10 protein-coding genes and 3 pseudogenes are annotated in these 12,032 nt (G+C 60.4%); 3 read left to right on the top strand and 10 right to left on the bottom strand.

Annotated features, from left to right (window positions below; translation table 11 throughout):
* Positions 1-618: 618 nt before the first annotated feature.
* The 5 genes from J2R78_RS09290 to J2R78_RS09310 form a co-directional block, all read right to left on the bottom strand.
* Positions 619-1,110, bottom strand: a complete 492-nt coding sequence (locus J2R78_RS09290; RefSeq protein ID WP_253588042.1) for a hypothetical protein — start codon at positions 1,108-1,110, stop codon at positions 619-621.
* A 120-nt stretch (positions 1,111-1,230) separates the two neighbouring features.
* Entirely contained in the window at positions 1,231-1,491 is a 261-nt protein-coding gene (locus J2R78_RS09295; RefSeq protein WP_253636007.1) for a hypothetical protein, read from the bottom strand.
* A 40-nt stretch (positions 1,492-1,531) separates the two neighbouring features.
* On the bottom strand, positions 1,532-2,122 hold the full coding sequence (locus J2R78_RS09300) for a UPF0149 family protein (RefSeq protein ID WP_253588043.1): 591 nt from the start codon (positions 2,120-2,122) through the stop codon (positions 1,532-1,534).
* 29 nt (positions 2,123-2,151) lie between these two features.
* The gene (locus J2R78_RS09305; RefSeq protein ID WP_253609788.1) at positions 2,152-3,711 is read right to left on the bottom strand and encodes an IS66 family transposase; all 1,560 of its coding nucleotides are present in this window, start codon (positions 3,709-3,711) and stop codon (positions 2,152-2,154) included.
* A gap of 387 nt (positions 3,712-4,098) precedes the next feature.
* Positions 4,099-5,221 (bottom strand): IS630 family transposase gene (locus J2R78_RS09310; protein WP_069280104.1). Its coding sequence is split into 2 segments (ribosomal slippage): positions 4,099-4,830 and positions 4,832-5,221, totalling 1,122 coding nucleotides; the frame shifts between segments, so codons are not numbered across the junction.
* Between the two features lie 43 nt (positions 5,222-5,264).
* Here J2R78_RS09310 and J2R78_RS09315 point away from each other — a divergent pair.
* The gene (locus J2R78_RS09315; protein ID WP_253587780.1) at positions 5,265-5,522 is read left to right on the top strand and encodes a LexA family transcriptional regulator; all 258 of its coding nucleotides are present in this window, start codon (positions 5,265-5,267) and stop codon (positions 5,520-5,522) included.
* A 176-nt stretch (positions 5,523-5,698) separates the two neighbouring features.
* Entirely contained in the window at positions 5,699-7,786 is a 2,088-nt protein-coding gene (locus J2R78_RS09320) for a recombinase family protein (protein WP_253588046.1), read from the top strand.
* Here J2R78_RS09320 and tnpB read toward each other — a convergent pair.
* The 4 genes and pseudogenes from tnpB to J2R78_RS09335 form a co-directional block, all read right to left on the bottom strand.
* Positions 7,759-7,989, bottom strand: coding sequence for an IS66 family insertion sequence element accessory protein TnpB (gene tnpB / locus J2R78_RS45330; protein ID WP_069280696.1), 231 nt, complete (start codon positions 7,987-7,989; stop codon positions 7,759-7,761). The two genes, J2R78_RS09320 and tnpB, sit on opposite strands and share 28 nt — an antisense overlap.
* Positions 7,958-8,251 carry a hypothetical protein gene (locus tag J2R78_RS09325; protein ID WP_253588047.1) on the bottom strand — a complete coding sequence of 98 codons (294 nt, stop codon included), beginning with the start codon at positions 8,249-8,251 and terminating at the stop codon, positions 7,958-7,960. Before J2R78_RS09325 ends, tnpB begins: the two co-directional genes overlap by 32 nt.
* A 335-nt stretch (positions 8,252-8,586) precedes the next feature.
* Positions 8,587-9,612, bottom strand: a pseudogene (locus J2R78_RS09330) (IS110 family transposase).
* Positions 9,613-9,833: 221 nt separating this feature from the next.
* Positions 9,834-9,965: pseudogene (locus J2R78_RS09335) on the bottom strand (IS630 family transposase); the annotation flags it as partial.
* A gap of 168 nt (positions 9,966-10,133) precedes the next feature.
* Between J2R78_RS09335 and J2R78_RS09340 the strand changes: the two are divergent.
* Positions 10,134-11,467: pseudogene (locus J2R78_RS09340) on the top strand (IS5 family transposase).
* 89 nt (positions 11,468-11,556) lie between these two features.
* Here the strand turns inward: J2R78_RS09340 and J2R78_RS09345 are convergent.
* Positions 11,557-11,943, bottom strand: coding sequence for a transposase (locus J2R78_RS09345; protein WP_253588048.1), 387 nt, complete (start codon positions 11,941-11,943; stop codon positions 11,557-11,559).
* Between the last annotated feature and the right edge of the window lie 89 nt (positions 11,944-12,032).

Below are 12,032 nucleotides of genomic sequence, written 5' to 3' on the forward strand. Positions count from 1 at the left end.
ACGTGATCGAGTACGGACCTGTGGTCCGCTAGATCGATCGTTTGGCCGTGAGCGCGAAAATCATTGCCTAGCCGACGAAGTGCCAGAGTATAACACAAAACCTTTGTACGTGGCGGGTTTTTCTGAGCCACATATTGAGCAATCACACTATCGATAAGGTTCCGGTCTTCTGGAGAAAGATTGGGATAGTTGGGGTCTAAGCCATGATACGCAAAAAGGACCCTCACCCCTGCGTTCACATGTGCGTCGTCTGGAAAGTAGGTATTTACGTGATCGAGCAGGGGCTTGTGGTCCGCTAGATCGGTCGTTTGGCCGCGACTGCGGAGATCATTCCCCAGCCGACGAAGTGCTCTGGTATAAAGCTGAACCGTTTTAGGTGCCGGGTTTGTCTGAGCCACATATTGAGCAATCGCATTATCGATCAGGTCCCGGTCTTCTCGAAAAAGATTGGGGTAGTAGTCGCGGTTTAAGCCATGCGCAAGAAGGACCCTCACCCCTGCGTTCACATGTCCGTCGTTCGGAAAGTAAGTATTTACGTGATCGAGCAGAAACTCGTGGTCCGTTAGATCTGTCGGTTGGCCGCGACCGCGGAGATCATTAACCAGTCGAAGAAGTGCCTCATTGAACCGTGCCTGGGCTTAAGTTGTTCTCCGCCGCATATTGAGAGATCAGGCTATCGATAAGCTTCCGGTCTTCCGTCAGAAGTTGCGTACGAAGAACGCTCAGCGCTCTTTTGATATGTTTATCTTTTGGCAAGTAAGTATTTGCGTGGTCGAGCAGGCGCTTGTAATCGGTCAGTTTGGCCTCTTGGCCGCGAGCGCGAAGATCATTCACCAGTCGACGAAGTGCCTGAGTATTAATCTCAACCGTTTCAGGTTTGGGGCTTTTCTGAGCCGCATATTTAGCAATCAGGCTGTCAATAGAGTTCCGGTCCTCCATAGACAGATAGGGATAAGCAGGACCCCTGCTGGCGATAGGAGCGGCTTGGCTTGCCTCGGCCAAGTGCTGCTCAAATTGTCCGGCCTCGTCCGTCTGCGGCGCTTCGGAAACCGCGTGCTGCACCTGCAACGAAGCTGCTACATTAAATGAATCAAAGTCTTGCGGGTCCATGTTAGCCTCAGGTTCAAGCTCGCCTGAGCAAGTCTCTACTCCTGCAAACTTTCGAGAAACTGACGGCCCACCGGCCAACCACTGAAGCGGCGGCGCTGGGACTAGGGTCTCCTCCGCGATCTAGCAGGGTGTTGAAGAAGTCTTTGAACGGCGCGCGATGAATGGGATGTTGTTACCGTTGAGGAGGCAGATCTCCCCTTCGAGTGAGCCGTCATCCTTTAGTTCGGCCCAACCATCACCCTCGGCTGGCTCCATTTCGTCGTTTCCTTGGCAGCCGAACTCGACGGTATCGCCGTGGCAGGCTCCAAGAATGGAGCCAGTGAGGCAATCGAAGGCAAATTCGCCGCCGGCCTCATCGAACAGAATGTAGGCGCCCGCCAAGGCCATGTGTAACCGGTATGAGCTCCCACGTCCGCGATGATTAGCGGTCGCGGGCGTAGCGGATGGGCATCCAGTGCTGGCGCAGCGCCTCGACGACGGCTGGCATATCGAGGTAGGCGTTACGGAGGAAATCCTCGGTTTTGCGACCGCTTCGTGGCGGTCCGAGCGGCGGACGGGCCTGATCGTCGCGGCAATGCAGCAGGATGGGCAGCAGCAGGCCGTGATTGACGTTGTTGACGTCGAGCAACGGCGCCCACGCCGACAGTCTGAGCCGCATCGCGGCATAGAAACCCTGGCACCAGGGATGCGCATCGATGTTGCCGCTGGGGTCGCGCCGGTGCATCGGCTCGAACCGATCGGGGGCAGTCGAGAGGGTGTTGCTGATGTCGTTGTGGCGCAGCGCGACGGCGGAGATCGCGGCGAACTCCGGCGTGCCGCCATGGTTGAAAGCGTCGGCATCGATCGCGAGCAGCGGGCAGATCCAATCGAGCGGGCTCATTGACACCGGTCCGGCCACGATCGCGGCGGTATAGCCGTCGAGCATGGGAATGCTGGTGGCGGCAGGATGGCGATCGACGCGATCCTGGAGCCATCGCTCGAGCTCCGCAAGCGACATCGCGGCTGACGCCATCGATGATCCTGCCTTATGGCGACGTGGGCTCATGCCGCTGCCTGCGGTGTGTGCCGGCGCGCCGCCTTCCAGTTCCAGGCGAGCAGCTCGTGCAGCTGATGGCTCTTGGTTCGCCCGGACACGATGCGCTCCAGCACATCGGTCAGGTAGGCCTGCGGGTCGAGCTCATGGAGTTTTGCCGTGTTCACGAGCGACGCCAGGATCGCCCAGCTCTCGGCGCCGCCTTCGCTGCCGCTGAACAATGAGTTGCGTCTTCCCATCGCAATCGGGCGCATGGAACGCTCGACTGTGTTGCTGTCAACTTCGACACGGCCGTCGCGGAGAAACAGCGTCAACCCGTCCCAGTGATTGAGTGCGTAGTTGATGGCCTCCGCCAGCTTCGATTGGGAGAAGAGCTGGCCGACCATTGCGGTCAGGCGCGTCCTGAGCGCCTCCATCAATGGAGCGGACCTGGTGCCGCGGGTGGCCAGCCGCTGCTCGGCACTGCTGCCACGGATCTCTGCTTCGATGGCATAGATCGCCTGCAGGCGCTCGATCACTTCGCGCGCGAACGGCGACTGGGTCGTCTTATACACCTCGACGAATTTGCGGCGGGCGTGGGCGAGACAAAAGGCGAGTTGGATCGCGCCGCCATGATCGCGGGCGAGCGCTTTGTAGGCGGCATAACCGTCGACCTGTAGAATGCCGGAAAAGCCCATCAACTGTCTGGCGATCTCCGCCGTGCCGCGGCCGTCGGCGAACACGTAGGCCACCGGCGGCGAGGGACCGCCCCATGGCCGGTCATCCATGGCATGCGCCCAGAACTGGCAGATGCGCGGGTGATGTCGTCCGGGATCGAGCACCGGCATCGGCGTCTCGTCGCAGAACAGGCGCGGCGCGGTCTGGATCGTGCGCAGCTGAAGCGCATAGAGGCTCCTGAGCCACCAGGCCGCACGCTTCACCCAGCCGGCAAGCGTCGCCCGGTCGAGATGGACACCCTGGCCGGCCAGAATTTGCACCTGTCGGTACAGCGGCAGATACCAGGCGAACTTCGAGACTACCACGTGGCTCGCGAGTGCGGTCGAAGCCATGCCGCTCTCGATCAGGCGCGGCAGCACCTTCGCCTGGATCACACCATCGGTGCAGCGGCGGCAGCCGTACTTGGGACGGACCGTCCGCAGCACCCGCAGGATCGCCGGGATGATGTCCAGCACCTCGCTGACGTCCTCGCCGATCTTGTGAAGCTGGCCCTGGCAACACGGGCATGCGGTCGCCTCCGGCTCCAGCACATGCTCACAGCGCGGCAGGTGCTTTGGAAGCGCGCCGATGTTGCGGCGCGCCTTCTTCCGCAGTGGCTTGCCGGGCGGCTTTGCCGCAGCTGCATCGTCGTTGGCAGCTGCAGGCGGCGTGACGTCGGTCTCAAGATCGCCAAGCTCAAGCGCGAGCTGCTCGGCCACGAGCGCGGCAAGCCGCTCCGAGCGCTTCCCGAAGATCATGTCCTTGAATGTTTGCATTGCTACGCGCAGCGTCTCGTTCTCAGCGTCAAGCGCGAGCACCATCTCGGTCAGAGCTGCCGGATCGGTCGGGAGAGTGTCGGGGCGAATCGCCATCACCAGACGATACATCCGTGCGACCCATGCTCCAGTGAAATCCTCACTTCTCAGCCGACAATGGCCGGCTGCTTCACAGGCTTGGGCGACACACGCGTCCACTCGAGCCCGTCGAGCGAGGGCACATCGAAATATCCCCTCTGGGGAGTCTGACGAATCACCTGCCATCGAGGTTACAGTGTGCGAACCGACGCATCCGTTGTTTGGCCGCACATTCCGCGTCATTCGCCGTTCAGTCCATCGCGGCGGCGGCTTCCCGCTTTCGTACGAGGTCGAATATCGAGACGGTGCCAGCCTTTTGATTCCGGTCGTGGCAACCGAACCACGGATGTCGATGGAGAGTCGGACGAAGCTGAGCGTCGAGGCACTAGTGGCTCTGCACAGTGATTATGACTCTTTGGAAGGCGCGGGATAGGCGCGGCCCATTTTGGTGCGGGCCTTGTCTGTTGTGAACATCCATTTGATGCGAGAGCGGGCGGCATTTCGCTTCCGTTCCCAAGCGGCGATTTCGCGGCGCAACCGCTTGGGGGCGTCGATTCTGCGATTGAGGCACTGGCCCCGCAGGACGCCGATCTCGATCTCGACCATGTTGAGCCAGCTTGCGTGCTTGGGCGTGTAGTGGAACTCGAGCCGTCGCAAAATCCGCCTGGCTTCGGCGGGCGGGAAGGCCTGATACAGGGCGCCGGCGGAGTGGGTCGATAAATTATCCTGGACGACCCGGATGATCTCGGCGTCGGGATAATGGATGTCGACGAGGTCGCGCATGCAGGAGGCATAGTCTTCAGCCGCGCGCCGCTCAGTGACTTTGACCTTGCGCCAGGGACGATGCACGTCGAGGAATACGAAGAGATTGACCGTGCCGTTGCGACGGTACTCGTAATCGTAACGTTCGAGCTGGCCGGGCTCGGCCGGAATCGGTTGACGCGCCTCGCCGATGAGCTGCACCGGGCTTTCGTCGAAGCACACCACCGGCCGCTTGGGATCTGGCGCCTCGGCGTAGAGGTCGAGCACGTCCTCCATACGGGCGACGTATTCGCCGTCGATCTGCGGAATGCACCACATGTCCCTGCGCCAGGGCTTGAGGCCATTTTCGGCCAGGCGCCGCCGAACCGTCTCATGCGGACAGGCTCTTGTGTTCGGTGAGCTTGACCATCGCACCTGCCAGCAGCTCAAGCGTCCAGCGGGCCCGGCCTTCTGGCGGACTGGCGCAGGCCGTCGCCACCAACAAGGCTTCTTCCTTGACCGTGAGTTTGCGCTCCGCTCCGGGCCGCGGCTCATCGCTCAGCGCCCGCTCCAGATTGCCTTCCACGAAGCGGCGCTTGGTCCGGTACACGGTCGAGCCGCCCACGCCGACGCTCCGCGCGATCTCCTCATCGCTGCCGCCGGTGTCGGCAGCCAGCAAAATCTGCGCGCGCTTGAGCTTACGGGACGCATGCTTGCCGCCGCTGAGCAGCGCCTTGAGTTCCGTGCGCTCGATTTGGCTGAGGTCGACCCGATAGCGTACATTCATGGCATGCCTCCGTGTTCGAGGCACGCACCAACAACTGAATCGGATGGCCGGCGTGAGTCCTTCGGCAAAACCCTTCACGCCCACACAGGGGCAGTACCTGGCCTTCATCCACCTCTACACGCGCCTGCACCGCAGACCCCCGGCCGAAACCGACATGCGGGAATACTTCCGCGTTAGCCCGCCCTCGGTTCACCAGATGGTGCTGACGCTGGAACGGGAGGGCCTCATCAGACGGCAGCCAAGGACCCCTCGCAGTATCGAGGTCCTCGTTGATCCAAAACACCTGCCGGAGCTACTCTGACCGCCAGACGCAACCCGTCAAAATCACTGTGCAGAGCCACTAGACGATCTGGCCACTCTGGTTGAGCAGCTCGAACACGATGCCAATCGACCCGAAAGACCTTTGGGCCACGCTGCCAACGGCACTGCAGCGCCAAATCGTCAACGAGGTCGCCGCAGTGCTGGCGGAGGCAAGTCATGAAATCCGAGCTCGTCAAGCCGATACACCTGGCGCGACGCGCGGTCGTGTACATCCGGCAGTCGACGACCCATCAGGTTGTGACCAACCAAGAAAGCCTGCGATTGCAATACGCGCTTCGCCAACGCGCGATCGAGCTCGGCTGGCACGAAGCTGGCATCGACGTCATCGACGCTGATCTCGGCATCAGTGGGGCGTCGGCGGCTCAGCGCAGCGGCTTCAAGGAACTGGTCGGACGTGTTGGGGTTAATGAGGTTGGTCTGATCCTGTCGATCGACGTCACGCGTCTCGCCCGCAACTGCTCGGATTGGTATCCGCTGCTCGATATCTGCGGGCTGCACGGCTGCCTCATTGCCGACCGTGATGGCGTCTATGATCCGGGCAGCGCGAATGGCCGATTGCTGCTCGGCCTAAAAGGGACGATATCGGAGCTTGAGCTCCATACGATACGTAGTCGATTGACGGCTGGTCTTCTCGCCAAGGCGGAGCGCGGCGAGCTTGCGCTCACTTTGCCGATCGGCCTTGTCCGTGATCCCTCTGGCGTCGTCGTCAAGGACCCGAACCTGGAGGTGCAGGAACGGCTTGAGTTGCTGTTCGAGACCTTCCTGAAACTGCGTACCGTTGCCAAGGTCATGCGTGAGTTCAACCACCGCGGTCTGGAGCTGCCGCGCCGCAATCGCCACGGGGACCTGCATTGGGCGCGGGCGACGACATCCGCGGTCGCGGCGATTCTGAAGAATCCTGCCTATGCAGGCGCGTTCGTCTACGGACGGACAAGACTGCGCAAACCCTTGGACGGAAGATCGCCGACGAAGGCGCCGAAGCCGATCGGGCAGTGGCGGATCATCGTCAAGGACCGCTATCCGGCCTATATCGCTTGGCAAAGCTACGAGAAGATCAGGGACCTTATCAGCGACAACCGAGCAGAATACATGCGCAACAAGACCAGAGGGGCTCCACGTGAGGGCGAACTACTGCTGCAAGGCATCGCATGGTGCGGAAGATGCGGTCACAAGATGTACGCTCGCTACAAGGGGGGCGCCGAGTACGTCTGCAATCACCTGCGTTCACATCAGGGGCTGCCGGCGTGCCAATACATCCGCGCTCCCCGCGTCGACGCCGCCGTGGCGCAAGCGTTCCTCACGGCGCTGGCGCCGGCCGAGATCGACGCTTCGTGCGCTCGTCGCGCTCAGCAACAGACGTACAAAGCAATACGAAGCAATGCCGAGCAGCAGCTCGAGCGCCGGCGCTACGAAGCAGCACTCGCCGAACGTCAGTTCAACCGCGTCGATCCTGACAACCGGCTCGTCGCCGCCGAGCTCGAGCGCCGTTGGGAGGCGGCTCTGAAGGAGGCCCGAGCGGCAGAGGAGGCCCTGGCCCGTTTGAAGTCTCCCCAGGCTATCGCTCAGATCACCGTCGGCTACAAGACGCTGAACGACAAAGTCGTCCACCTCTCCGGCCGTCTTCCTGCGATCTGGACGGACTCGAGCACGACCGACGCGAAACGCAAGGCGCTGTTGCGCTGTCTCATTGACAAGGTAATCCTCGATCGTGGCGAGCATGACGTCGTCAGGGTGAGGATCGTGTGGCGCGGCGGAGCCGTCACCGAGATCGAGGTAAAGATGCGTGTCAACTCAGTAGAAAATCTCACGCAGGGCGCTGAGATGCGAGAACGCGTGCTCGAGCTCGCCCGCACCAAGATGCACGACGACGAGATCGCCGCCATGTTGACGGGCGAAGGACACCGGTCACCAAAATGCCCCGACAGGGTGCTGCCGATCACTGTCCAGCGCATTCGCTTCCAGGCCGGCCTCAAGGGGCTTACCGAGCAACGCACGCGATGGCGGCATTCACCCGACTTGCTCAGCGCACAGGAACTCGCGGGCGTATTGAACATTCCGGTGAACTGGCTGTACGTTCAGATCAGGCAGGGGCGCCTTTTGATCGATCGTCATCCTTCCGGCGCGCACCTGTTCTCCAACACGTCGCGCGTAGTTGAGGCTGTTCGAAAACTCCGCAATCACGAGCTCGATCATCTAGATATCCGAATCACTGAGCCTTACGAGGAGGGGCATTCACATGGATAGTCGAGTAGCATTGCAAGCTGCGTCGCACTGAGATGCACAACGCCGTCGCGGATCGGCGGCCAGGTGAAACGCCCCTGGTGCAACCACTTCGTTACCAACACCATGCCGCTGCCGTCCCACGCCAGAAGCTTCACTCTGTCCATCCACTGCGTTTCAAAAAGCATCACTCCGTTAGATGCCGGGAAGACGGACAACTCTATCATATTGATAGTCTTCAAAAATTTTCGGGCGTCGCTCGATCACTTTCGGCACTCCTATCCGAACCGCTTCGGTGTCGAGGACTTCGACTGGTACAAGCCATGGTGCTCCCTTCATGATCTGTGTGCCTGGCAGGACGCCCTTTTCAGCCAAGGTTCGCGCCGACCCAAGGCATATGCCGAGGCGCTCGGCGGCCTTGGCGAGGCTGATGAACTTCCCATCGCTTTTGCTAGGGTCATATTCCGGTAGCCCGAGCCGTTCACGCATGTCGCGCACTCGCACGGTCGTCCAGGTGTTCTCCGTCGCTGGTTCTGCACAGCATCCGATTGAGCGAGACGGCGAGTTCTCGATCCGGCCAATGCCCAGCCAGCTTGCGAAGTGCTTCGACCGCGGGAGGGACATTGTCTTTCGGATAGCGACCGGTTTAAACCCGGGCCACCCGTACGCGTTTCAAGTTCCCGCGCGACGTGCCTCTCCGAGCACAATGGCTCTTTGGCTCTAGCTGGTTTTCCTGATCCAGATCTGTTCGATCATTACGCCCATTCGGGTCGTCGACTTCTCACACCCCCTCACCAACCCAGGCTATTCAGTGCTGCATGAAATCATGCCGTCACGGCCTGCGTCGGATGTCGATAGTCCTCCTTCCGGATGAGCATGGCCCAAATCGCCCGAGCCATCTTGTTCGCCAAGGCGATCGCCACCAGCATGCGTGGCTTCCTGACGAGAATCTGCGCAAGCCATGAGCCTTTGGGGATCGACTTGCACCCCAGCCAGTTCAATCGCGACATAGCCCCCACGATAAGTAATTGGCGAATGTCCGCCTGTCCCTCTCTCGAAACGCGCCCAAGCCTTTCCTTTCCTCCGGAGGAATGTTGCCGCGGGACTAAGCCGAGCCAAGCTGCGAAGTCTCGACCACATTTGAAAGTTGTCATGTCGGGCGCGAAAGCCTCGATCGCCAGCGCGGTCAGCGGACCGACTCCTGGCATTGTTTGCAGCCGGCGCGCCGCTCCAGTCCGCGCCGCCAACTTCTTGAGTTGCTCTGTCTTGGCATTAATCCGCTCCGTCTTCTGGGTAATTTGATCAATGAGACTCCAGCATTCCTCCCGAACTAGTTCCGGCAGATCGACGTTCGGCTCCTTGAGGATTGCGGCAATGCGTTTAAGTTGTTCGATGCCTTGTGGGACGGTATGACCAAATTCGTAAACAGCAGCACGTAATGCGTTGACTAAATCAGTACGCTGACGAACAAGCCGCTGCCGACTCCGAAACAACATTGCTCTGGCCTGCTGCTCTTCCGATTTCGGCTCGACGAAGCGCATCTCTGGGCGCTGTGCAGCGATTACTATTGCTTCGGCATCAGCCGCGTCGTTTTTTTGGCGCTTCACGAAAGGCTTCACGTATTGCGGCGCGATCAGTCTAACTTCATGGCCGAGCTTAACCATCTCTCGTGCTCAATAGTGAGCGCTGCCGCAAGCTTCCATCACCACCATTGCCGTTAAGTGCTCCGCCGTGAACTTCCTGAACTGTGGCCGAGACAGCTTCTTTCGAAACTTGAGATGCCCAGTTGTTGATGCGCCGTGGAGCTGGAAGACATTCTTCGCCAGATCTACCCCAATCACCGTATCCATCAATTTGCCGTCCTATTCGCTGTGATCAAACAACACGTTTTTGGCACATATCGATGCCATCGAGGAGGGCGGCAACCATCCCGTCTCATCGGGTGGTCGGTGATGTGCAGGCCAGGCAAGGCATCGATTCCCTCTTGCGCCCTCCCTTCGGTCCGTCCCCATCGGCGCAGTTTCATCCTGATTGTCGCCGGCTTCCCACCCAGATTGTCGCGCTATACGTGCCGCAGCGCTGCGATGAAAGTCATGGTCTTCCAGTGACCGAAAGGCGCGGATGCTTGGAGCCGCTGTCCACTCGGTCCCCAACCGCGCAGTGGCGCCATATTGGTCTTGATCCAGGTCTCGTCGATAAAGAGTCGTCCGTGAAGAATGCGGATTGACTTGAGAAATAAGCAGAATTGGTCTTGATGTAGTATTCGATTTTGCAGGAAAGCGGGGTATTGGACCTCGCTTTCTTGCGTTTTAGATTTTGCTTTTGGGTGATTCGTGATTCCCTGACAGCGTCGTCGACATTGGGGAATGCGATGAGCAAGCCGCGGGATGATCGCCAGAAAGACCTGTTGCTTCCGGCGCTTGATCAGATCATCGACATGGGTCATCCGCTGGTGCGGTTGGCAGCGCTGATCGACTGGAACATCCTGAATGAGCGCTTCAGTTCGGTGTGCCAAGCAGGGTCGGGACAGCCGGGCTTGCCGAGGCGGCTAGTCGCCGGCCTGTTCATTTGAAGCACATGCACAACCTGTCAGATGAGGTGCTGTGCGCTCGCTGGATCGAGAACCCCTATTACCAATACTTCTGCGGCGAGCTGAGCTTCCGCCACCGTCTGCCGTTCGATCGATCGTCGATGACGCGCTGGCGGCAGCGGCTCGGCGAGGAGCAGCTCGTTGCGCTAATCCAGGAAAGTCTGTCGGTGGCGCACAAGACAGGCGCCCTCGGCCCGAAGGACCTGGAGCGCGTGGTGGTCGATACCACGGTGCAGCCCAAGGCGGTTGCGCATCCGACCGACGCGCGGCTCCTGCATCGAGCAATCATCAAGCTGGTCGGGCTCGCCAAGCGCAACCGTGTGCCGCTACGCCAGAGCTATCTGCGCCTGGCCAAGCGCGCCGCCATCATGACCGGCCGCTATACCCACGCCCACCAGTTCAAACGCGCCCGGCGGCAGCTCAAGTTCCTGCGGACACGGCTTGGCCGGATCATCCGCGACATCCGCCGCAAGATTGATGGCGATACGGTGCTGGAAGCTCGCTTCGGCCCGTTGCTCGGTTTAGCGCAGCAGGTGCGCAGCCAGGATCAGCATCAGCGCGGTCCGAAGGTCTATGCGTTACATGCTCCGGAGGTTGAGTGCATCGGCAAGGGTAAAGCCCGCGCGCCCTACGAGTTCGGCTGCAAGGTCAGCATCGCCACCCCTGTGACGTCTCCGAAGGGCGGCCAGTTCGTGGTCCATGCCAAGGCGCTGCATGGCAATCCCTTCGATGGGCACACGCTCGGTCCCGTAATCGCCGACATGGAGAAGCTCACCGGGGTGGAGGCTCGCGGTATCCACGTCGACAAAGGATATCGCGGTCACAACCACCCGCATCGGTTCAGGGTCTGGATCTCGGGTCAGGTCCGCCGCGTCACAGCTTCCATCCGTCGCGAGATGAAGCGTCGCGCGGCTGTCGAGCCCGTCATCGGCCACGTCAAGGCCGAGCACCGCATGGACAGAAATTATCTCAAGGGACGCCTCGGCGACCGCATCAACGCTGTTCTCGCCGCTGCCGGCTATAACTTCGGCCTGCTGCTGCGATGGCTCGCAGAGCTCTTGCGTGTCATCATCCGAGCCTTCTTCGAGACCCTCCCGGCTCGAAACACCGCTTGAGCCGGGCGCCGGCGCCAGTTCTTCACGAACGACTAAAGATCAGGCGTGAAGCGTCAATCTTGCCTTGATGGGCCTTCCAGCGTGTCCGCTTACGGGCGATGTCGGGGCGATCTTGTTCGACTGGCAGGATCGTTTTTTTTGAAGCTCAGCCCTTCGGCATGCACAAACGTCCACACCGCCCGCACATCGGTCTTGATCCCGCGCGCCGCCAGTTCCTGTGTCAGCTTCCGCAAAGTGAATGGTCCCGAGAGAACGCGCTTACGCAGCCAATCAGCATTGGCACCGGACAGAACCGGCTTCTTGTGACCGCCGATCTTGCCGGGCGAAACGCCCCCAGTCTCCCGTTTCAGATTCTTCCACTTCGTTACACAGGACGGGCTGATCTGAAGCGCCTCTGCAATCGAACGAACTGTCTCTCCTGCATCAGCTCGCGCCAGAGCCCGTTCACGAAGGTCTTCTGAATAGGGTCGCGTCATCCATGCTGGCCGCCGTTCTCCAGCACGGAGTTTGAATCAGAAATCGCTCCCGCTGGGAATCCCGATTCTGCGAAAAAACAACATGCTCT

This window comes from Bradyrhizobium sp. USDA 4538 (genome assembly GCF_024171045.1).
Classification (GTDB): domain Bacteria; phylum Pseudomonadota; class Alphaproteobacteria; order Rhizobiales; family Xanthobacteraceae; genus Bradyrhizobium; species Bradyrhizobium australafricanum.

Bases quoted from the DNA above. Each gene is read 5' to 3' on its own strand.
- J2R78_RS09345 (WP_253588048.1), bottom strand. From the start codon at position 11,943: ATGACGCGACCCTATTCAGAAGACCTTCGTGAACGGGCTCTGGCGCGA.
- J2R78_RS09325 (WP_253588047.1), bottom strand. From the start codon at position 8,251: ATGCGTGAACGGCTCGGGCTACCGGAATATGACCCTAGCAAAAGCGAT.
- J2R78_RS09300 (WP_253588043.1), bottom strand. From the start codon at position 2,122: ATGGCGTCAGCCGCGATGTCGCTTGCGGAGCTCGAGCGATGGCTCCAG.
- J2R78_RS09305 (WP_253609788.1), bottom strand. From the start codon at position 3,711: ATGGCGATTCGCCCCGACACTCTCCCGACCGATCCGGCAGCTCTGACC.
- J2R78_RS09315 (WP_253587780.1), top strand. From the start codon at position 5,265: ATGGCCGGCGTGAGTCCTTCGGCAAAACCCTTCACGCCCACACAGGGG.
- J2R78_RS09290 (WP_253588042.1), bottom strand. From the start codon at position 1,110: ATGGACCCGCAAGACTTTGATTCATTTAATGTAGCAGCTTCGTTGCAG.
- J2R78_RS09320 (WP_253588046.1), top strand. From the start codon at position 5,699: ATGAAATCCGAGCTCGTCAAGCCGATACACCTGGCGCGACGCGCGGTC.
- tnpB (WP_069280696.1), bottom strand. From the start codon at position 7,989: ATGATAGAGTTGTCCGTCTTCCCGGCATCTAACGGAGTGATGCTTTTT.